19 protein-coding genes are annotated in these 21,273 nt (G+C 71.1%); 11 read left to right on the forward strand and 8 right to left on the reverse strand.

The genetic code is table 11. The features are described from left to right. Nucleotides 1-7: 7 nt before the first annotated feature. Nucleotides 8-826: an inositol monophosphatase family protein gene (locus tag ACFV2J_RS15695; protein WP_385439108.1), complete on the reverse strand. Its 819-nt coding sequence runs from the start codon at nucleotides 824-826 to the stop codon at nucleotides 8-10. 136 nt (nucleotides 827-962) lie between these two features. Here ACFV2J_RS15695 and ACFV2J_RS15700 point away from each other — a divergent pair, with 136 nt between their 5' ends. The 4 genes from ACFV2J_RS15700 to ACFV2J_RS15715 all read left to right on the forward strand — a co-directional run bounded on the left by ACFV2J_RS15700 (nucleotide 963) and on the right by ACFV2J_RS15715 (nucleotide 8,920). Further along, entirely contained in the window at nucleotides 963-1,853 is an 891-nt protein-coding gene (locus ACFV2J_RS15700; protein ID WP_385439111.1) for a LysR family transcriptional regulator, read from the forward strand. A 354-nt stretch (nucleotides 1,854-2,207) separates the two neighbouring features. Beyond that, entirely contained in the window at nucleotides 2,208-2,600 is a 393-nt protein-coding gene (locus ACFV2J_RS15705; protein ID WP_385094102.1) for a DnaJ C-terminal domain-containing protein, read from the forward strand. Nucleotides 2,601-2,822: 222 nt separating this feature from the next. Further along, a complete protein-coding gene (locus tag ACFV2J_RS15710; RefSeq protein ID WP_385094097.1) occupies nucleotides 2,823-6,419 on the forward strand; it encodes a phosphodiester glycosidase family protein in 3,597 nt (1,198 codons plus the stop codon). Nucleotides 6,420-6,682: 263 nt separating this feature from the next. After that, nucleotides 6,683-8,920, forward strand: a complete 2,238-nt coding sequence (locus ACFV2J_RS15715; protein WP_385439114.1) for a PQQ-binding-like beta-propeller repeat protein — start codon at nucleotides 6,683-6,685, stop codon at nucleotides 8,918-8,920. A gap of 146 nt (nucleotides 8,921-9,066) precedes the next feature. Here the strand turns inward: ACFV2J_RS15715 and ACFV2J_RS15720 are convergent, their stop codons facing one another. After that, complete coding sequence (locus ACFV2J_RS15720; RefSeq protein WP_385439117.1) at nucleotides 9,067-9,582, reverse strand: hypothetical protein; 516 nt, start codon at nucleotides 9,580-9,582, stop codon at nucleotides 9,067-9,069. Between the two features lie 296 nt (nucleotides 9,583-9,878). Here ACFV2J_RS15720 and ACFV2J_RS15725 point away from each other — a divergent pair, with 296 nt between their 5' ends. From ACFV2J_RS15725 to ACFV2J_RS15740, 4 genes are all read left to right on the forward strand, one after another. After that, entirely contained in the window at nucleotides 9,879-10,409 is a 531-nt protein-coding gene (locus ACFV2J_RS15725) for a toxin-antitoxin system HicB family antitoxin (RefSeq protein ID WP_385089784.1), read from the forward strand. 91 nt (nucleotides 10,410-10,500) lie between these two features. Beyond that, nucleotides 10,501-11,346, forward strand: coding sequence for a DUF4097 domain-containing protein (locus tag ACFV2J_RS15730; RefSeq protein WP_385089787.1), 846 nt, complete (start codon nucleotides 10,501-10,503; stop codon nucleotides 11,344-11,346). 65 nt (nucleotides 11,347-11,411) lie between these two features. Next, on the forward strand, nucleotides 11,412-12,410 hold the full coding sequence (locus ACFV2J_RS15735) for an ATP-binding cassette domain-containing protein (RefSeq protein WP_385089790.1): 999 nt from the start codon (nucleotides 11,412-11,414) through the stop codon (nucleotides 12,408-12,410). Beyond that, nucleotides 12,407-13,192 carry an ABC transporter permease gene (locus ACFV2J_RS15740; RefSeq protein WP_385089792.1) on the forward strand — a complete coding sequence of 262 codons (786 nt, stop codon included), beginning with the start codon at nucleotides 12,407-12,409 and terminating at the stop codon, nucleotides 13,190-13,192. The genes ACFV2J_RS15735 and ACFV2J_RS15740 overlap by 4 nt, the downstream gene beginning before the upstream one ends. Nucleotides 13,193-13,442: 250 nt before the next feature. Here ACFV2J_RS15740 and ACFV2J_RS15745 read toward each other — a convergent pair whose 3' ends face one another. Together ACFV2J_RS15745 and ACFV2J_RS15750 are read right to left on the reverse strand one after the other, a co-directional pair. Then, nucleotides 13,443-15,413, reverse strand: coding sequence for a potassium transporter Kup (locus tag ACFV2J_RS15745; RefSeq protein WP_385439122.1), 1,971 nt, complete (start codon nucleotides 15,411-15,413; stop codon nucleotides 13,443-13,445). A gap of 353 nt (nucleotides 15,414-15,766) precedes the next feature. After that, on the reverse strand, nucleotides 15,767-16,717 hold the full coding sequence (locus ACFV2J_RS15750) for an RNA-binding protein (protein WP_385089798.1): 951 nt from the start codon (nucleotides 16,715-16,717) through the stop codon (nucleotides 15,767-15,769). Between the two features lie 242 nt (nucleotides 16,718-16,959). Here ACFV2J_RS15750 and ACFV2J_RS15755 point away from each other — a divergent pair, with 242 nt between their 5' ends. Beyond that, nucleotides 16,960-17,181, forward strand: coding sequence for a hypothetical protein (locus ACFV2J_RS15755; RefSeq protein WP_385089801.1), 222 nt, complete (start codon nucleotides 16,960-16,962; stop codon nucleotides 17,179-17,181). A 56-nt stretch (nucleotides 17,182-17,237) separates the two neighbouring features. Here the strand turns inward: ACFV2J_RS15755 and ACFV2J_RS15760 are convergent, their stop codons facing one another. Then, nucleotides 17,238-17,513, reverse strand: a complete 276-nt coding sequence (locus ACFV2J_RS15760) for a hypothetical protein (RefSeq protein WP_385089804.1) — start codon at nucleotides 17,511-17,513, stop codon at nucleotides 17,238-17,240. 478 nt (nucleotides 17,514-17,991) lie between these two features. On the opposite strand from ACFV2J_RS15760, the gene ACFV2J_RS15765 reads away from it, so the two are divergent. Continuing rightward, nucleotides 17,992-18,435, forward strand: a complete 444-nt coding sequence (locus ACFV2J_RS15765; protein ID WP_385089806.1) for an SRPBCC domain-containing protein — start codon at nucleotides 17,992-17,994, stop codon at nucleotides 18,433-18,435. 202 nt (nucleotides 18,436-18,637) lie between these two features. Here ACFV2J_RS15765 and ACFV2J_RS15770 read toward each other — a convergent pair whose 3' ends face one another. After that, entirely contained in the window at nucleotides 18,638-19,000 is a 363-nt protein-coding gene (locus ACFV2J_RS15770; protein WP_385089809.1) for a DoxX family protein, read from the reverse strand. Nucleotides 19,001-19,125: 125 nt separating this feature from the next. Beyond that, nucleotides 19,126-19,659 carry a cupin domain-containing protein gene (locus ACFV2J_RS15775; RefSeq protein WP_385089812.1) on the reverse strand — a complete coding sequence of 178 codons (534 nt, stop codon included), beginning with the start codon at nucleotides 19,657-19,659 and terminating at the stop codon, nucleotides 19,126-19,128. Between the two features lie 56 nt (nucleotides 19,660-19,715). Here ACFV2J_RS15775 and ACFV2J_RS15780 point away from each other — a divergent pair, with 56 nt between their 5' ends. Then, nucleotides 19,716-20,594: a LysR family transcriptional regulator gene (locus ACFV2J_RS15780; RefSeq protein WP_385089815.1), complete on the forward strand. Its 879-nt coding sequence runs from the start codon at nucleotides 19,716-19,718 to the stop codon at nucleotides 20,592-20,594. Between the two features lie 197 nt (nucleotides 20,595-20,791). Here the strand turns inward: ACFV2J_RS15780 and ACFV2J_RS15785 are convergent, their stop codons facing one another. Next, nucleotides 20,792-21,256, reverse strand: a complete 465-nt coding sequence (locus ACFV2J_RS15785) for an SRPBCC family protein (RefSeq protein ID WP_385089818.1) — start codon at nucleotides 21,254-21,256, stop codon at nucleotides 20,792-20,794. Nucleotides 21,257-21,273 lie beyond the last annotated feature (17 nt).

Genomic DNA, 21,273 nt, shown 5'->3' on the forward strand with positions numbered 1-21,273 from the left:
TGCGTGGTCAGCGTGAGAGCGTGGCGACGGCCTGGTCGTGGACGCCGGGTGCGGCGGCCAGGAAGCTGTCGCTCTGCGGGGTCCAGGGGTGGCCCCCGGCGTCGGAGATCCGGCCGCCGGCCTCGGTGACGAGCAGCGCTCCGGGCAGCAGGTCCGCGCGGGCGCCGGCGAACTGCCAGAAGGCGTCGGTCCGGCCGGTGGCGACGTTCACGAGGTGCAGGGTCGCGGGCACCGAGGTGCGGACGACGAGCGCGTCGAAGAGCATCGAGGTGATCGAGGAGCCGACGCGCCGCACGACCTTCTCGTCCTCGTCCGGCCGGGCCTGGCTGGTGGCCACGATGCCCAGGCCGAGGTCCGTGGTCCGGGAGACGTGCAGCGGCCGGCCGTCGAGGTGGGCGCCCGCCCCGGTGAGCGCGGTGTAGGTCTCGCCGGTCAACGGCAGGTGGACCACCGTGAGCACCGGCCGGTTGTCACGCACGAGGGTGGCGGTCACCGCCCACTCCGGCAGGGCGTGGAGGTGGTTGACATTGCCCTCGGCCGGATCCACGACCCACCACTCGCCGGACGGCAGCGCCCCGCCGTCCAGTTCGTCCTCCACCCAGCCCGCGTCCGGACGCAGACGCATGAGGCGGGGACGCAGGATGTCGAGAGCCGTGTCGTCGTTTACGGCGAGCGCGCTCATCAGCTCCTCGCGGGTCTGGTAGCGGACCACCTCACCGAAACGCTCCCGCAGCGCCGCACCGGCCACGCGCACGGCAACCGCCGTCTCGTCGAGCAGGACGGCGTCGGAGACGGCAACGGCAGTGGTCTGAGGTGTTTCGGACATGGTGGTGCTCCTTGGTGAGGAGGTGGATGAGGCCTGTCGGGCCGAGCTGTGCGTTCCGTCCCGTGTTCTCGTCTCGACGCTATAGAGCCATTCAATTAACTTCAAATGCATGTTGAGCACGGATAGAATTACTCACATGCAATTGGATTTGAACCTGCTCGCCGCGCTCGACGCGCTGTTGGAGGAGGGCAGTGTGGCCGGGGCGGCCGCCCGCCTGCATGTCACCGCCCCCGCGATGAGCCGGAGTCTGGGCCGGATCCGGCGCACGACCGGGGATCAGATCCTGGTGCGCACCGGCCGTACGATGACGCCGACGCCGTATGCGATCGCCGTCCGGGAACAGGTGCACGAGCTGCTGCACCAGGTCCAGGGGGTGCTGGCGCCGAGCCACGAACTCGACCTGGCAACGTTGGAGCGCACTTTCACTCTCCGCTGGCACGATTCGCTGGTCGCCCTGAGCGGCCCCGCACTGCTCGCGGCCGTGCGCGCGCAGGCGCCGGGCGTGCGACTGCGCTTCGTCGCGGAATCGAGCATCGACACCCCCGAGTTGCGGCGTGGCGAGGTCGACCTGGAGGCGAACGCCAACCGTCCGAGCGCACCGGACATCCGTGCCGAGAAGGTGGGCGAGACCCGCCTCGTCGTCGTCGTGAGGCAGGGGCACCCCCTCGCCCACGCCAGGAGCGTCACCGCACAGCGGTACGCCGCCGCCGAGCACGTCACCGTCTCGCGGCGTGGAAACCTGAGCAACGCCCTCGACGACGCCCTCGCACAGCTCGACCTCACCCGCCGCGTGGTGGCGACCGTGCCCACGGAAGCGGCGGCGCTGGAGTTCGCGCGCGACTCCGATCTCCTGATCACCGTCCCCGAAGCCACCACCCGGTCCGCGGTCACCGACCTCGGCCTGGTCGTGCTCCCCCTCCCGGTCGAACTTCCCCCGGCACCGGTGTACTTGTCGTGGCATCAGCGCTACGACACCGACCACGCCCACGCGTGGCTGCGCGGGCTGGCGCGAACCGCGCTGACCTGATTCCTGAACTGAAAGCCGAAGACGAACGGGGGACGACAGGACCGCAACTGCCATGATGCGCCTGGTGTTGTCCGGCGAGACCGATGTGGACCAAGAGGAACTCGCCCAACTGACGACGCAGTTGAGACGTAGGCTCCTCGAACTCGACATCGACGACGTGCGGACCGTCCGGTCTGAAGGACGTCACCGTCGACACCGCGATGGTGTGCTCGACCTGCTCGGGCTCGGGCTCGGGCACGACGCCCGAGTCGCCGCGACGCGTGCGCGGGCCGCGGCCACCAGGAGAAAGCCCCACGCAGCTTTCTCGGGCAAGCCGTCGAGGCGCGGCCCTGCCCCACGTGCCAGGGGCGCGGCATCACCGGCCCCCGCTGCGCCCGGTGCGACGGCCAGGGCCGGGTGCGCGCCCACCGCAAGCTCACCACGAAGATTCCCGCCGGTGTGGAGAACGGGACCCGCATCCTGCTCGCCGGGGAGGGAGAGGTCGGCCCCGGCGGCGGCAAGGCGGGCGACCTGTACATCGAAGTCGTCGAACCGCCGCACCAGTTCTTCGACCGCAGGGGCGACGACCTGCACTGCACCGTGACCATCCCCCGGACCATGGCAGTCACAGGTGGGACGACACGGATAGACACCTTCGACGGCACGAAGACAGTCCGTACCCCCAAGGCATCCGCCATGACCAGACCCTGCGGCTCGCCACACGCGGCGCCACCCATCTCAAGGGCAGCGGCAGGGGGGACGTCCTGATCCACGTCGAGATACGCGACTGACCGCGCCTGGGCCGTCTCCGCTCCCCGTCCCCGGATGAGCCCCGGCACCGCACGGACGTCGGAACCCCGCCGTCTTTACCCGTAGTCCGCGCCCGGCAGGCGGTGAACCGCGGACTCTCACCCACTGTTCACTCCACGAACATGCGCGGCTCCCACGCACCCCACCCACCACCCGAGATCCCGACCTAGGGTCACGCGGGTGACAAGACTCCACTTCCTCTCCGACCGGGAGGGCCGGTCCGAGCCCACGGACACCGCCGCCCTTCGGCGCAGATCACGGCTCCGCCCCCTCGCGCCCGTCGCCGTCGTGACCGCCGCCGCCGGACTGTTCACCACTCTGCTGATTCCGCCGGCCACGAGCGCCTCCGGGTCGGCGCGCCCCACGCTCCCGCTCAGCCTCGTCCAACAGGCTCGGACGCATCCGGACGACGAAGCCGAGGACGGCGTCCGGGCACCGTCGGGTCCTGTCGTACCGCCGCAGCCGGACGACGGCGCCTCCGCAACGGCCGGCCGGCGCCCGGCGCGGAGTGGCTCGGACCCGCTCCAGACGGCATCGGACACCGAACGGATCGCGCCCGGGGTGACATTGACCCGTCAGCGCTCGGTGGACTCGGCCGGGTTCCTCGACGGATACGTGCTGCGCGCCGACCTCGACGGCCCGACCCGGCCCCGGCTGCTCGCCCCGACCGTGAGCACCCGCGACACGCCCACGAACCTGGCCGACCGCGCCAAGGCCGTGGCCGCCACCAACGGCGACTTCTTCGCCATCGACACCACCAACGCGCCCATCGGCCCGGAGGTCAGGGACGGCGAGCTGATCAAGGCCGACGCCCGACCGGCTTCGGTCGTCGGCCTCGACAAGAACGGTGTCGGGCAGATCGCCGACCTTCTGCTCGAGGGCAGTGTCACGGTGGGCGGCGTCCAGCGCGATCTGTCCGGGCTCAACCCGGGCTCGGTGCCGGCCGACGCGATGGCCCTGTACACCTCAGACTGGGGCTCGGGCGATCGGCACTACGCCGTACCCGCGGGCCACGTCGTCGAGATCGAGGTCCGGGACGGGAAGGTGGCCGCCGTCCACGAGGGCGCAGGCGCCGGTCCGGTGTCCGCCGGGTCGCAACTGCTGCTGGCCACCGGCCAGGTCGCCGATGCCCTGGCGGGAACCGCGTCGGGGACCCCCGTCCAGGTCTCCTACCATGCTCGCAGCTCCGCCCCCTCCCCCTACTCGCTGGCTCTGGGCGCGCACCTCGTCCTGGTCCGCGGCGGCGAACTGGCCCCCATCGACACCGGCGAGCCCACCAACAGTGTCCTCAAGCCGCGCACCGCGCTCGGCTGGACCGCGCGACGGCAACTCGTGCTCTACGTCGCCGACGGCTCCTCCAGCCAGTCCCGCGGACTGACCGCGGCCGAACTCGCCCAGCACATGAAGGACCTGGGCGCGGTGGACGCCGTCATGCTGGACGGCGGGGGCTCCTCCCAGTTGGTGGCACGTCGGCCGGGTGACCGGGCGGCCTCGGTCACGAATGTGCCCTCCGACGGCTCGCAGCGCATCGTCCCCAACGCGGTGGGACTCGTCCCGCCGACCGGGTCCGGGCAACTGCGCGGCATCGACGTCCGCCTCCGGTCCGACCGCCTCTTCCCGGGTCTGTCCCGCGACGTGGCGGCTGCCGGCTACGACGAGACCATGGCCCCCGCACCGCTCGGTGAGGCCCGTTGGCGCACCGCGCCCGGGAACCTCGCGCGTGCGGACCACTCCGGGGTACTGCGTGGCGACCGACCCGGCAGCGGCACGCTGGACGCGCGCAGCGGCGGCGTGACCCAGCGGGTCCCGGTCCGTGTACTGGGCGAACTGGACCGGCTCGAGGCCGACGTCCAGGCGCTGTCCCTGTCGCCCGGCGACCACCGGGACGTGACCGTCACCGGACGCGACGCCGAGGGCTTCTCCGCCCCGATCGAACCCCGCGACGTCAGCCTGGAGTACGACCACTCCGCCGTGTCCGTGACCACCCGGCCCGACGGCACCCTGAGAGTGACCGGGCAGCCGGGCGGCGACGGCAAGGGCACCGTCATCACGGCGACCGTGCAGGGCCACGTCCTGCGCCTTCCCACCACGGTCGGCCTGGCCGACGTCCCCATCAGCTCGTTCGCCGACGCGAGTCAGTGGTCCGCGACCTCGGCGAAGGCGACGGCCTCGGTGTCGGCCGTCGACACCTCCGACCGTCCCGGCGCCGCGCCCGGCGAGCAGGGGCTGCGCCTGTCCTACGACATGACCGGCCAACCCCTCGGAACGTCCGCGGCCTACGCGGTCGCCAAGACCCCGCTGACCGTTCCGGCGGGCGCCCAGCGCCTGTCCCTGTGGGTCCGCGGCGACGGCTCGGGGCACTGGCTTCGCGCGCAGGTGCGCTCGCAGGGCACCACCAATGTCCCCCTCACCTTCGCCCTGAACGTGGACTGGACCGGATGGCGACGGGTGGAGGGCGCCATCCCCACCGGCTTCACGGCGCCGTTGACCATCGAGCGCGTCTACCTCGTGCAGACCGACCCGTCCCTGCGCACCGCCGGTTCGGTCGACCTCGCCCTGCTCGACGCGCGTGTCGGTGTGAACCTCGACGTTCCCGACGTCCCCGACCAGCCCGACCCGGCCGTCGTCGAACCTGCCGACCAGGTGACGACCGGGGGCGAGCGGGGATGGCGGTTCGCCGTGCTGTCCGACACCCACGTCAACGCCGACGGCGGCACCACGTCCTACGCGTACCAGCACACCGCGCGCGCACTGGACGAGATCGCGGCCTCCAAGCCCGACTTCGTCCTGCTGTCAGGCGACGGGGTCGACCAGAACCGTCCTGCCGACTTCGCCCTGTTCCAGCAGGTGCTGAAGGAGCATCTGCCGGCCGGCATCCCCTTCTACTGGGCGGTCGGCAATCATGAGTCCGGCGCCGTGACCGGCGGGACGCTCGACCAGTTCACCGCCTCCACCGACCGGCCCACCCGGCAGGCCTTCGACCACCGCGGAACCCGGTTCATCCTGCTGAACTCCACCCTCGGCTCACTGCGCCAGTCGGACTGGTCCCAGATCCCCTGGCTGCGTGCGGAGTTGGACGAGGCCGCCCACGACCGGTCGGTGAAGAGCGTGGTCGTCGCCCTCCACCACCCCGTGCTCGACCCCACCGGGACCGGCGCCAGCCAGCTGTCCGACCCCAACGAGGGTGCCCTTCTGGAGCAGTGGCTGTCCGACTTCCGTCAGCACACCGGCAAGCAGGTCGCTCTCATCAGCGGCCACGCGCACACGGCACACGTCCGACGGGTCGACGGGCTGCTCGAGTTCAACGCCCCGGTGGTCGGCAAGACGCCCTACGGTGACGCCCGCCACGGAGGGTTCTCCGCCTGGTCACTCGTCACCATGGCGCCGGAGGCCGCCAAGGTCACACCCGACAGGCCGGACCCGAGCGGCTTCGGATGGTTCCGTGCGGACGTCCGGCCGTTGCTGGACCGGGTGGACCTGACCGTACCCGGCACTCTGGCGCCGGGCGGCTCCGGGGACGTCACGGCCACCGCGGTCGACAACGGTATGGGCGGGCGGGTCATTCCGCTGCGCTACCCGGCGACGGTCCTCTGGAGCGGCGTCCACCTGGCCGTCGTCGCGGACGACCGGTCACTCGCCGCCGCGCTGCGCCGTCGCGACGTGGTCGCCGTTCTGGACCGGCGTACGCTGCGGCTGGTCGGCGCGCACCGTGGGACCACCGACATCACGGTTTCCACGGGAACGCTGACGGCGACAGCCTCCGTCCACGTGTCCTGAAGCGTATTGCAGAAGCCTGCTGGGCGGGCTGAGCGGCGACTGTCATCACGCGCCGCGGTACGTGGCGGCTCCGCGCCGTCACGTACCGCGGCGTCGCCGCGTCCTGCCCGCGCGCGCCCGCGGACGCAACCCGGCCACTGTTCAGCCATCCAATGTTTCATGCATGGACCAACTATCTCCAGTGCGGTGTTCCGCGGTCTGACGAGCCTTGAACCCGAATCCCGAAGTTTCGGCGACTCCGGACCACTTGATCGGAAGACCACATGTCAGATCCCACCCACGACGCGTGCCGCCACACAGGCGTCGGCCGCCGCGGCTTCCTCGGGCTCGCCGGGGGCACGCTGGCCTCCGCAGGGCTTGCGTCCCTCCTGGGTACCGCACCGGCGAGCGCGGCACCGGTCGGCGGCCGCCCCGACGCGCCTCTGCGCTTCGCGCTGGTGACCGACACCCACGTCAACGTCGACTCGCCCCAGTCCACGGTGTGGCTGACCCAGGTGTGGGCGTCGATCGCGGCGCGCAACCCCGACCTGGTCCTGCACTGCGGTGACATCACCGACACGGGTCGGCCGGAAGAGTTCGACCGCTACGCCGAGGTCCTGCCCACCGCGCTGCACGGCAAGATGCACTACTCCCCCGGTAATCACGACGTGCGGTGGGACCCGTCGGCCAAGGAGGACTTCCACACCCACTTCGGCCCCGGGCCGTACTCCTTCGACGCGGGCGGCGTGCACTTCGTCGGCTTCGACCCGACCGAGGTCCTCCAGGAGCCCGGGCACTTCGGCCCCGGCGGCCTCAAGTGGCTGAAGGCGGACCTGAAGCGGGTGCGCCCCGGTACGCCCACGGTGCTCTTCCAGCACTTCCCGATGGGCAACACCTTCTACTACGTCGACGACCAGCCCGAAGTGCTCGACGTCCTCGCGGACCACGACGTGCGCGGCATCTTCGCCGGCCACATCCACAAGGAAGTGGTGAGCGGTTTCAACGGCCTCACCCAGGTCGGGCTCAACGCGGTGCGCAACGGAGCCCTGTACTACTGGGTCGAGCGGGTCGAGTCGGCGGACGGCGTCCCCGTACTGCGCGTCAGCCGGGTCAACATCGGCGCCGACGGCACCGAGACCCAGGTGCCGGTGTCCGACATGCCGCTGGCCGGCGACGGCCTGGGCCGTCCGCAGCGCCCCCGCTCCGTCGAGGTCGGCAGGGTCGACGGCGGTCGACTCCCGGTCACCGTAAGGCTGGACAAGGACGCCCAGGTCACCTCCGTGGCGGTCGATCTCTACCCGCAGACGGTCTTCGGCGGTGCCGCGACCCCCGCGTGGAAGAGTCTCACCGCCGGTTCGGGTCACCGGTGGACCGGCTCGATCGACATCTCCTCGGTCGTGCCCGGCACCCAGCGGCTGCGTCTTCAGGTCACCGGGGCGGACGGGTCCTGGTGGGAGGACACCGCCCGGTTCGAGGTCGAACGCGGCGCGGACGACCCGCGGTTGCGCTGGCGGTACCAGGTGCCGGGCTCGGTCCAGGGCGGCATCGCCCTCATCGGCTCCGCCGCGAAGCCCGCGGTGGTCGCCGCCTCCACCACCGGCGATGTGGTCGCGATCCGGCCCGGCACCCGCGACACCCACGAGCGCCTGTGGCACGCGCGGGTCGGACCGGTGTACCGCAGACCCGCGGTCGACGCCGACGCCCGCACCCTGTTCATCCCCTCAGCGGACCATCGCCTGTACGCGCTGAAGGCCACCGACGGCCGGCAGAAGTGGCGCTTCGACGCCGGGGCCCCGGTACTCAGCGCGCCCCTGGTGGCCGAAGTCCGCGGCCGGGAGCGGGTGTTCTTCTCCGCCGGGCTGAACTTGTTCGCGCTGGACGCGGCGAGCGGGAGCGAACTCTGGTCGGTTCCCGGACGTGGTTTCTCCTCGGGCCGGGCCGCTTCCGACGGGGACCGGGTCTACACCGCCGCGGGCGACGGCTACGCCCGAGCCCACGACGCCGCCACCGGTGAGCAGTTGTGGGCCTTCGCGATGGCCACCGGCACCGCGAATCACGTGGCCCTCTACAGCGGCTGGGACGATGTCGTCGCCGTCGGCGACGGTGTGGTGGTCGTCGGCTCGGTCGCCGGTTCCTGGGGGCTGAACGCCACGACCGGCGCGCTGCTCTGGACGGTGGCCGGCAGCGCGATGTACGCCCCGACCGTCGTCCTCGACGACGGATCGGCCCTGTTCACCACGGAGTTCGGCATCATGTCCCGGGTCGACCTGGCGACGGGCAAGGCCCGCTGGCAGACCAACCTGGCGGTGCGCGTCTTCAACGCCGGCGTAGTCGTCGCCGACGGTGTCGCCTGGGCCCAGTCGGCCGACGGCAAGCTGCTGGGGGTGAGGTTGTCGGACGGTACCCCGCAGGGCCGGCTGCAGCACAGCCTGGTGTACTCGTTCAGCACTCCGGTGATCGCCGGTGAGACCCTGGTCGTCGGCGACCAGAACGGTGTCGTCGCGGGCATCGAACTGCCGTAACGGCGACCGCACAGCGGCGTGTCCGGCCCGTCGCCCCGGCAGGGGCGGGGCCGGACACGTGCCGTTCCCGCGGAGGGACTCGCCGATGCGGACGGGCCCCGGCGCCACCTCCTGGCCCTCTCGGTGAGCCGCCCGGACGGGACCGGTCAGGCGGCCCGGCAGAGCACCTCGGGGTCCGCCGGGGCCGGGGCGTGGGCGAGGTTCGCGTGCACGGGGCGGGCGGTGGCCCCGGCCCGCGAGCGGTTTCGCGCGAAGACGACGAGGTGCAGCACCGCGAACCGCGCGACACCGGCGAGGGCGGAGGCGGACAGGTAGACGACCTGCTCGAGCAGCGCACCGGGCGCCGCCACCAGTTGGTGGAGGGCAAGCATGGCCACGCAGGTCACCGCGTACGCGGCCGCCGCCGACCCGGCCGACTGGACATGCTGGCGCCAGGTCGCCCGCCCGCTCGCGCCGAAGGTGAAGCGCGCGTGCAGCTCGGTGGCGAGAACCGTGGAGACCACCGTGATCAGGGCGTTGGCGAGGACCCAGGGAATCCTGGAGGCGAGGACCGCCACGGCGAGGCTGGAGGCGACCCCCACCCCTCCGCCACAGAGCACGAAGCGGGCGAAGGCGGTGACGGCGCCGGGAACCGCCTGCTGCCGGCTCTGTGCTGTCTCCATGGCCCGACTCCTCCGATGACTCACTCCGCGAAACGCGCACCCCTCGGCTGCGAAGCCGAGGAATGCACCCCCATGGCGCCATGATGGCACACAGATGGCACCGCGAGAAGACACTTTGTGGCGTCACCAGCGCCACCGATGACTCCGCCACACAGGGAGGTCGCGGTCGTCCAGGCCGGTTACTCCACCCGCAGCCCCATCACCTCCGTCGGTATCGCAAGGCCGGCCGACCTAGACGCACCATTACTCGCCCCGTCGGCTTGCGCATGGCGCCAAAGTGGTGCCATCATGACGTCATGGACCTCATGCCGTATGTCGACAACCTCCGCCGCGAACTCGCGGTGGCCGCCGAAGCCGGCGGCGAAGAGGCGCGCGAGCTGGCCGAGCGGCTCACCGCCCCCCTGGAGTCGGCGACCCGTCTGACGCTGCTCAATGTGCTCTCCGCCGCGATGGACGAGATCACCCGTGAACTCGCCCCCGGCTCGGTCGACGTACGACTGCGCGGGCTCGACCCCGACTTCGTGGTGACACGGCCGGCGGCCGACGAGGTGTACGAGGACAGGAGCGGGCCCGCCGAGCCGCTCAGGGCCCCGTCGCCGGCGCCCGCGGAGGGCGACGACGGTGGCACCGCCCGTGTCAATCTGCGTCTGCCCGCCCACCTCAAGGCGCGCGCCGAGGAAGCCGCGAGCCGCGAAGGCCTGTCGGTCAACGCGTGGCTGGTACGAGCCGTGTCGGCCGCGGTCGACGGCGGCACCCAGCCGCGTACGCCGGAGAAGACCCGCACCACCCGCACCGTCGGCCAGAGCCTCACGGGCTGGGTGCACTAGGGCAACACGGCCCGGCCGCGCCAGGGCCACTCCACTCACACCACGTCCCACCAGCAGGGACACCACGAAGACCCAAGAGGACGGGACAGCCATGCCTTCTTTCGACACTCCTCAGCCGATCTCGGTCACCGCCAACGTGGCCGCCGGTTCCATCCAGTTCTCCGCGAGCGACCGCCTCGACACGGTCGTCGAGGTGCGGCCCCGCGACCCCCAGAAGGACAAGGACGTGCGGGTCGCCGAGCAGACCGAGGTCACGTACGCGAGCGGCGTGCTGACCGTCAGGACACCCAAGGGGCGCTACCTTGTCGGGCCCACCGGCAGCGTCGACGTGACGGTCGAACTGCCCACCGGCTCGCGCGTCGACACGACCGGTTCCTGGACCCAGGTGCTCGGCGAGGGCCGGCTCGGCGAGGTCCGCGTGAAGACGTCGTCGGGTGACGTCCGCCTGGATGCGACGGGGCCGCTGCAACTGACCGCGTCGCACGGCTCGATCACCGTGGACCGGGTCGAGGGTCTGGCCGAGATCACCACCAGTTCGGGCAGCCTGCGGATCGGTGTGGTGGACGGCCCGGCCGTCCTGAAGAACTCGCACGGCAGCACGACCGTCGGCGCCGCGATCGGCGAGCTGCGGGTGAGCGGAGCCAACGGGGACATCGACATCCAGCGCGCCGAGAGCTCGGTCACCGCGACCACCGCCCACGGCACCCTGCGGGTGGGCGACGTGGCCCGTGGCACCGTCCAGTTGGAGACCTCTTACGGCGCCATCGACGTCGGCATCCGCAAGGGCACGGCCGCCTGGCTCGACGTCAGCTCGGGCAACGGGCAGGTGCGCAACGCGCTCACCGCGTCCGACAGCCCGGACGAGTCCGAGGACACCGTCGAGGTCAAGGCCCGCACCCGCTACGGCAACATCGACATCCGCCGCGCCAGGTCCTGACCCGCCGGCCGCTTCACCGCCAGAGCCGCTTCACCGCCCATCACCCCTTCGAAAGGGAGGACCCCATGACTTCTTCTGTCATGCCCACGCCCAGGCGAAGTGACGGCCGACAGCCGCCCGCCGCCGTCTCCGCCGTCCAACTGCGCAAGGCTTACGGCGACAAGATCGTGCTCGACGGCATCGACCTCGCCGTCCCGGCCGGAACGGTGTTCGCCCTGCTCGGCCCGAACGGCGCGGGCAAGACCACCGCCGTGAAGATCCTGTCCACGCTCATCGCCGCTGACGGGGGCCGGGCCCAGGTCGCGGGCCACGACCTGGCCGCCGACCCGCAGGCCGCCCGCGCCGCGATCGGTGTCACCGGCCAGTTCTCCGCCGTCGACGGCCTGATCACCGGCGAGGAGAACATGCTCCTCATGGCGGACCTGCACCACCTGCCCAAACGCGAGGGCCGTCGCGTCGCCGCCGAACTCCTGGAGCGCTTCGACCTCACCGAGGCCGCGAAGAAACCGGCCTCCACCTACTCGGGCGGCATGAAACGCCGCCTGGACATCGCCATGACCCTGGTCGGCGACCCGCGCATCATCTTCCTCGACGAACCGACCACCGGCCTCGACCCGCGCGCCCGCCACAACATGTGGCAGATCATCCGTGAACTCGTCTCCGACGGCGTCACCGTCTTCCTCACCACCCAGTACCTGGACGAGGCGGACGAACTCGCGGACCGTATCGCCCTGTTGAACGACGGAAAGATCGTCGCCGAAGGCCGCGCCGAGGAGCTGAAGCGACTGATCCCCGGCGGACACGTCCGCCTTCGCTTCACCGACCCGACCGCGTACCGGTCCGCCGCCGCCACGCTGCGCGGGGCCACCCGGGACGACGAAGCACTGGCGTTGCAGATCCCGAGCGACGGCAGCCAACGCGAGCTGCGCTCGATCCTCGACCGGCTGGACTCGGAAGGCATCGAGGCGGACGAACTGACCGTGCACACCCCCGACCTCGACGACGTGTTCTTCGCCCTGACCGCGGCCGGCACGCCCGACAAGACCAAGGAAGACGTCCGATGAGCCACCTCTCCCTCGCCGTGCGCGACTCGTCCACGATGTTGCGGCGGAACCTGCTGCACGCGCGGCGCTACCCGTCCCTGACCCTGAACCTGCTGCTCACGCCGGTCATGCTGCTGCTGCTCTTCGTCTACGTGTTCGGCGACACCATGAGCGCGGGCATCGGCGGCGCCGACCGCTCCGAGTACGTCGCGTACCTCGTGCCGGGCCTCCTGCTGATGACGGTCGGCAGCACCACGATCGGCACCGCGGTCTCCGTCTCGAACGACATGACCGAGGGCATCATCGCCCGCTTCCGGACCATGGCGATCCACCGCGGTTCCGTGATCATCGGGCACGTCATCGGCAGCGTCCTCCAGTCGGTCGTCAGCGTGATCGTCGTCGGCGCCGTCGCTGTGGCCATCGGCTTCCGTTCGACCGACGCCACCGTCGTGGAATGGCTGGCGGCGTTCGGACTGCTCGTGCTCTTCGCCACGGCGCTGACCTGGATCGCGGTCGGCATGGGCCTGGTCAGCCCGAACGCCGAGGCCGCCAGCAACAACGCGCTGCCACTGATCTTCCTGCCGCTCATCTCCAGCGCCTTCGTCCCCGTCGACGCGATGCCGGGCTGGTTCCAGCCGATCGCCGAGTACCAGCCGTTCACCCCGGCCATCGAGACCCTGCGCGGCCTGCTGCTGGGCACCGAGATCGGCCACAACGGGTGGCTGGCCGTGGCCTGGTGCCTGGGACTGGCCGTGCTCGGCTACGTCTGGTCCAAGTCGGTGTTCAACCGCGACCCGAAGTAGCGGTCAGCAGGCCGCGGACCCCAGCCCGTTCCGCGCCACGGCGCCGGAACACTCCGGTGGGTTCGTCCCCACCGACTGTGCCCGCGAACGAGGGCAGCGCCTCGACCGCCGGCCCGACACAGCGGTGACGCCCGCTGTCCTCGCGGCCCCTACGGCGTCAACCCCCGCTGCACGAAGGCCCGTTGCCGCGGGCGGTGCGAGCCCACCACACGCTGGCCTCGTGACACGCCCGAGCCGTCCGGACCCCCTCTCACACCTCGACGTGCGAGCCCATGATGACCGTGCGGTCTCGGGGAAGGCCGAAGTACTCGGCCGCGTCGGCCGAGATGTAGGAGGTGGCGATGAACAGCCGCTTGCGCCAGGGCGCCATCGTCGGGGCCTTGCCGCGCCGGAGCTCGATCTTCGACAGGAAGTAGGACACCTGGTCGAGTTGCAGCGGCCCTTCGGTCTCGGCCGGGTCGAGCAGAGCCAGCGTGGCGGGCACGTCCGGAGTCTCCATGTATCCGAACCGGGCGGTGACGTGAATGATCCCGTCGTCGGCATACCCCAGGCTGTCGACGACGATCCGCCGGTCGGCCGGTACGCGGGGCACGGGCTCGGTCCCGATGGACAGGATGACGACATGCTCGTGCCGTACGTGGTTGTGCTCGACGTTGGCCCGCATGGCCAGGGGCGCGGTCTCCTTGCCCCGGTTCAGGAAGACGGCCGTGCCGGGCGCCCGGAGCGTCGGCATCTGCCCCGAGCGGAGACGGTCGATGAACTCGGGCAGCGGGCCTTCCTGGCGCGCTCGTTCGGCGGTGACGAGCGCACGGCCACGCTGCCAGGTCGTCATGACGGTGAACGCGGTGAGGGCGATCAGCAGCGGCAGCCACGCTCCGTGGACGAGCTTGGTCATGTTGGCGGCCACGAACAGCAGGTCCACGAAGAGGAGCACGCCGGCACCGATGGCGAGCAGCCACCGGGGCGTACCCCACTTGGCGCGGGCGACATAGAAGAAGAGCAGGGTGGTGATGGTGATGGTGCCGGTGACCGCCATGCCGAACGCGTAGGCCAGCGCCGCGGAGCTGCGGAAGGCGAAGACCAGGGTGAGTACCGAGACCATCAGGAGCCAGTTGATCCAGGGGACGTAGATCTGGCCGATGGTGGATTCTGAGGTGTGCGCGATGCGCAGCCTCGGCAGGTAGCCGAGCTGGGCCGCCTGGGAGGCCACCGAGTACGCGCCGGTGATCACAGCCTGGGAGGCGATCACGGTCGCCGCCGTCGCCAGGACGACCATCGGCCAGCGGCCCCAGTCGGGCACGAGCAGGAAGAACGGACTGCTGATGTTGTGCGGGTCGTTCAGGATCAGCGCACCCTGGCCCATGTAGCTCAGGACGCAGGCGGGCAGGACGAGGGACATCCAGCCCAGGGTGATCGCCCGGCGGCCGAAGTGCCCCATGTCGGCGTACAGCGCCTCGGCACCGGTGACCGCGAGCACGATCGCGGCCAGTGCGAAGAAGGCGGTGCCCCAATGGCCGAACAGAAAGCTCAGCGCGTACGTCGGCGACAGCGCCCGGAGGATGTCCGGGTGGTCGGCGATGCCGGCGATCCCGCACGCGCCGATGGCGACGAACCAGACGATCATGACCGGTCCGAACACCCGGCCCACCGCGGCGGTTCCTCGGCGCTGCACCAGGAACAGCAGCACGATGATCACCGCGGTGATGGGCACGACCGCGCTGCCCAGCGACGGCTCGACGACCTTGAGCCCTTCGACCGCGGAGAGCACCGAGATCGCCGGGGTGATCATGCTGTCACCGAAGAACAGCGAGGCACCGAAGATGCCGAGCGCGGCCAGTACGACGGCGGCCTGACGCCCGCGCTGCGAACTCCACCGCCGCAGCTGGGTGATCAGCGCCATGATGCCGCCCTCACCGTCGTTGTCGGCGCGCATCGCCAGCAGCACGTAGGTGACCGTGACGATGATCATCACCGACCAGAACACCAGGGAGACCACCCCGTACACGTTGTCCGTGCTGACCGGGACGGGGTGCGGGTCGCTCGGGTTGAACACCGTCTGGAGGGTGTAGATCGGGCTGGTGCCGATGTCGCCGAAGACGACGCCGAGGGCACCGATGACCACCGCGAGGCGCACCGAGTCGTGCGCGTTCGCCCGAGGGACGTCCGGTCCCCGCGACGCGGACCCGTCATCCGACGCGGTTCCCTGCTGGGGGTCGGCCATGGTGCTCCTCCTCGGTGCCGGCCGCTGAGCCGCGGACCCGGGACATCGGGGCGGACGATACCGATCCCCAGGCGCGACCGTCGGCAAGAGGGCCGCTCCAACTCAAGCGGTGTCTCCGGCACGGTCATCGACAGGAGCGGAAAGCTCACCACGGCAGGGGCCGCCATCGACGGAGCGGTCGTCACCGACCTCTGCCTGCCTCGTACGCGGCCCGGCGGCGCGGCCTTCAGCGAGTCCGAGAGGAAGCGGGTCGCGTCGGGCATGTCGGGCCGACGAAGAAGAAAGGGCCGAAGCCCTGAACAGAGGTGGCCGTACCGACTGACCGGGTGAGCCTGCGCACGATGCGAACCGGGTCACCACCGGGCGCGCACCACGCCGTCGCCGTCCGGCACGACGGCGCACAGCAGCGGGTGGTGTTCGTCGCCGTACACGGGCAGGGCACGGGCCGCTCGCGCGCCGGCCACCAGGGCGGCGAGTTGCCGGTGCTCGGTGTCGTCGACGATCACGTGGCTGATCGTCCCGTCCGGTGCCTCCCAGACGAACTCCACGGTTCCCTCCTCGGGAAGTCCGGCAAGGACCGTGTCCACGTCGGGGGTCAGGTCGGGCCAGACGCTCAGCAGCGCGCGTGGGCCGAGACCGGCGCGCACCGCGTCGAGGTTCTCGACCGTCAGGCGGTGCCGGCGCGTGGCCTTGCGGACGCGGATCTCCTCCAGGAGCAGCGTCTGCCGTGCGGCCAACTCCGCGTGCACATGCGCCCAGAAGTCCTCGTCGGCGGCCTGGGTGACTTCCGGTTCCTCAAGGTCCGCCGCGTAGGGGGAGGCGGCCATGGGCTCCGGGAAGAGGCCGAGTTCCCGTGTACGGGCCACGGCGTCCTCGCAGGGGCGGTCGCTGCCCACGTACAGGTACTGGTCCCAGCCGACGTGCACGGTGAACGTTCCTGCCGCCTCCAGCCGGCACCAGGCGCCCTGGTCGCGGAGCATGGCCCGAACCAGCTCCAGGGCGAGCGGAAGGGAGACCTCGGCCCCGTCGTGGTAGCCGGTGAGGTCGGGAGGGAACAGCAGACCGAGGCCGTGTCCGCCGACCGGGGCCTCCGCACCGAAGTGGGCGGAGCCGGCGATCCCGGGCTCGCGGATCTCCAGCCGGTCGATTCCCGAGGCGTCCGCGAAGGCGGCGACCGCCGCCAGGTACGCCGCTTCGACCGGTCCGTGGTCGCTGAGCGTGCCCTCGGCACCGGTGTAGTGGCCGTACTCGTCACGGTCGGCCGGGTCGTATTTGGTGATCCGGTGGACGAAGGCCGGTGGCACGCTGCTCCCTGGGCGGGGCGAAAGGGGTACCAGCGTATGTCCGGCCCCGGTTCCTGACTGAGGGGGTGGAACCTTCGCCCACGGGCGCGCGGTCTGGGGCCGCGACCAGGAGTGATCGGACGTCTGCGTCCTCCGATCGAAGTCGGTCACATTCACTCGTTCGGAGTATCAGCACGCGCGGGCGCCGCCGTGACCGGCAACGGTTGTAATCCGAATGGGGGAAGATCCCGAAGGGAGACGCCATGCGTATCCGCCGAAGTCTCGGACTCGCGATCGCCACAGCAACCCTCACCGGACTCAGCCTCACCGGCGCCGCTGCCACTGCTGTTGCGGCGCCGGTCAGCACACCTCGGACCAGCGTCACCCCGGACCAGTGCCAGCAAGGGGGCGGAACGGTGAGCAGTAGGCCGTACGCCGGCGAGTACTGCTCGGGCGGCACCTTCAGCAACAGCCCCATAGCGTGAGAGGGGCGCCGGAGGGCGCCCCCCCGTCGTTCGAGGGACAAGGGTCCACGGGCGGTTCAGCGAGGTTCGTGGGCTGCCAGCCGGCAGGCGCCGTTCGCGGCGCCGCCCGGCACTCCGGCCCCGGTCAGCCCGTTCACGCAGCCCTGGAGGTCGCCGCTCACGCCACGGTGGCAGGCCGCCGTGACGGAGCCGGTGGCGTCGACACCCGCCTGTGCTGCCATCTGAGTGCAGGCGGGGATGTCGGCGTGGGCGGCCGGGGCGACGAAGGCCGTGGTGCCGAGGGCGAGTGTCAGGCCGGTGAGGACAGCGGCGAAGCGGGGCGACGTGGGCATGGGGCTTACCTGCTTTCCGGGATTGTCACGCGGCCCGGTCCCGGCGGTGAACCGTGTGGGGACGGTGCCGAGCGGTGCTCGGCGAGGGCTCACCCACGGCATCCGCCCGCGGAGCCGTCGCATGGGAACGGCCGCAAGGAGATACGCGGCCTCTGAAGGGGCGGACACCACCACAGGGTGCCTGCGGGGGCGCACCTCCCGGTGCTTCCACCGTACGACGGGGGGCGCCGTGTCACGAGCCGATCAGCTCCGACGCCGGCCGGCCTGCGGCACCACCCCCCACTTCTTGTGGCTCGGCCAAGGTGTTCGGATCTTGGTATCCGGGCCTGTCGGGCCGGCGCTTGGACCGTCCCCCGGGACATCGCACCCGGGCCCCACATCCGTGCCTGGTGAGAAAGGGCGCGGATGACCGATGACTTTTCGCGTCAGTCCCTGTCTGTAGTGCGACAACCCGCAAGAGCGAGCCAGGGAGCACGAAGTGACCGCAGAACAGACGACGGCCGAGCGTTTCTCCTACACGTTGGAACGGACGTTGGAATCCCCTGTGGCGACGGTCTGGGGTGCCTGGACCGTCGCGGAGTCCTACGCGCGGTGGTCCTACGCCGCCCCCGGGTCCGTGGAGATGGACGTACGGCCGGGCGGGGCGTGGAAGGCGACGGTCGTCACCCCGGACGGCGGCGAGTTCCCGCTGACCGGCGCCTACTCCGAGGTCGACGAGAATCACCGTCTGGTGATCGGCATGGACGTACCGGGGAAGGACGATCCGGCGCTCATGACCGTCGAGTTCGTCGAGCAGAGCGCTCACCGGACACGCGTCGCGGTGAGCCAGACCTGCGACACCGCCGACGAACGCGACCTCGCCGAGCAGGGCACCACCATGCTCCTGGACAGCTTGACGGCCTTCCTCAAGACGGCGGCCTGACGCACCGCGACTCCCGCGCTGTGGTCGGCGAGCAGGGGCCGCCCGCCCACGCGCCAGCGGCGGGACGGCGCGCGGATTCGGCCCGGCGGATGCGACAACGCCGGGTTCGGCGTGCGGTTCCTGGCCACGGCGTGGGTCCTGCCCACACCACCCCCCGCACACCGACTGCCCACCCGTCCGCGGCTGCACCGCCAGTGCTCGATCAGAGCCAGGTGACGGCCAGCCAGATACTCACGGCCGCAGCGGCGGTGAGCCCGACGTTGAGTGTGATCCGGCGGTCTTCGCCGGTCAGGTGGACGGCGATCGCACCGGTCTGAAGGAGCACGAAGCCGATGGCCGCGGCCAGTGCCAGGCCCGGTGCGATGCCGGTCAGGGGCGGCAGGATCAGCCCGGTCGCACCGAGCATCTCGACCGTCCCCAGCGCCCTCACCGCGGGCAGGGGTACGCGATCGACCCAGGCCATCATCGGGCGGAGCTGATCTCGGCCACGGAAGACCTTCATCGCGCCCGCGTAGAGATAGAAGAGGGCGAGCAGTCCGGCGACGATCCAATACGCGATGTTCATGATTCCCCTCCAGGTCACCGGTTGCGGGCGACCCGACGATTCCCAGGGCGGCCCTTGGAGAAGGCCCGAGCCATGGTCCGAGTGATCCGGAAGCTGAAGGTGTCGGCGCGCCCTGGCTGCGCCGGTCAGGTGGCGGACGGCGGGGCGGTGTCGTCCCGCCCGCTTCCGGTGAGGTCGGTGGCGGGCTCGGTCGCGTAGCGGCTCATCACGTGGGCGCTGTCCTGTGGCGTCGGCGGCCGGCCGCCGGCGAACAGGTTCTGGAGGTCCCGGAAGTACTGCACGTACAGGTCGGGGGTGAACGTGCTGAGCATGACGGCGGGTTGGCCGGTGATGTTGGCGAAGGTGTGCGGGGCGCCGGGCGGGACCATCACGAGCGCGCCCGCGGTGGCGTCGTAGTCCTGGTCCCCGACGGTGAACCGCACCGAGCCGGAGACGACGTAGAAGCCCTCGTCGTGCTGGGCGTGACGGTGCTGCGGCGGTCCCGGGGTGTGCGGGGCGAGGACTGATTCGGCGATTCCGAGACGGTGCCCGGTGTGGCTGCCGTCTTCGAGGACGCGCATGCGCGTGGTGCCCATGACGATCGTCTCGCCGTCGTCAGGACCGACCACCGATACGGCGGGGTCGGCCTGCGGTGCGCTGGTCTTCGGCTCTTCGGTCATGCTCCGAGTGCACCGCCAGGGTCCCGCCGCTGTCCAAGACCCGTTCCGCACCGCCGATGCCGTCTGGGTATCGTTGCAGCGTGGAGCTACGTACCCTGCGGTACTTCGTGGCGGTCGCTGAGGAACTCCACTTCGGCCGGGCCGCCACTCGACTGCACATGAGCCAGCCGCCGCTGAGCCGGGCGATCAAGCAGCTGGAGACCGAGGTCGGTGCCCCGCTGTTCACTCGCTCGCCTGTGGGCGTCACGCTCACCGCGGTGGGCGCGGTGCTGCTCGACGAGGCGCGGGCCCTGCTCGACCACGCCGACCGCGTCCGCGCGGTCGTGACCGCGGCGGCCGGCGTCGCGACCATCACCGTCGGCATCCTGGGCGACAGCACCGACCCGGGTGCGACCAGGCTGGCCGCCGCTTACCGTCGAAGCCACCCCGGCATCGACATCCGTATCCGCGACACCGACCTGACCGACCCGACCTGCGGGCTGCGCGCGGGACTGGTCGACGTCGCCCTGACTCGGGCGCCGTTCGACGAGACCGCCCTGACGGTGCGTGAGCTGCGCACCGATCCGGTGGGTGTGGTCCTGCGCGCCGACGATCCACTGGCCCGCCGCAGCCGGCTGCGGCTGGCCGACCTGGGAGAGCGCCGCTGGTTCCAGTTCCCTCAGGGAACGGACCCGATCTGGCAGTCGTACTGGAACGGTGGCGTGCCGCGCGAGGGCCCGGTGGTACGCGTCGTCCACGAGTGTCTTCAGGCCGTGCTGTGGAACGGCACGATCGGCCTGGCCCCGCTCGGGCACGACCTGCCCGCGGAGCTGGCCGTGGTACCGCTGATCGACATGGCGCCGAGCCGAGTGGTGGCGGTGTGGAACGAGGGTGACACCAACCCCTTGATCCGATCGTTCATCGAGATCGCGACCGCCGCGTACCGCCGCCGCTGAGCACCGGACAAGCGGCGCTGCCGCGACTCGAGAACGGCTCTGAGAGGAGCGGCCCGCCGCACGCCTCGTCTCCCGGCCGTAGGGCATGCCGTGGGAGTGCAGCCGTCGTTCTCCGGACTGAGCCATGTCTCAAGAGACATGGCTCAAGAGACATCCGTGCGCGGCCTCGTCGGACAGGAGAGCCCACACGTACCGGCTCAGGATCCGGCAGCGGACGTGTGGCGGGCCAATTCGGTGGCCAGGCGTCGCAGGACCGTCCGGTTGGCGCGTCGGATCGTGGCCCGGACGACGGGTGCCAGCAGGCGGTCGGCGAGCGGGGTGCGGGCCCAGGCGTACGTGAAGGACACGTGACTCCCGCCGGTTCGCAGCGGCTCGATGGTGTAGGTGCCGTGGGCCAGGCGTCGGCCGGCCGCGCTGACGTTCCGTTCGACGATGCGCCGCGGCGGGTCCGCCTCGACGACCTCGATGGCGACGTCGGTCTTGGTGCCGCCCAGCGCGACGGTGACGGTGGCACCCGATCCGACGCCGCGGCCGGGGCCGCTGTAGCGCCAGTCGGTCAGGTAGTGGTCGGTGAATCGCTCGTGGTGAGCCATGACATCGAGGAAGTCGAAGACCCGCTCGGGCGTCTGCGGTACGTCGATCGACACGGTGACAGACTTCATGTACCACACGGTACACA

Origin of the sequence: Streptomyces sp. NPDC059668 (assembly GCF_042734135.1) — a bacterium.
Taxonomy (GTDB): domain Bacteria; phylum Actinomycetota; class Actinomycetes; order Streptomycetales; family Streptomycetaceae; genus Streptomyces.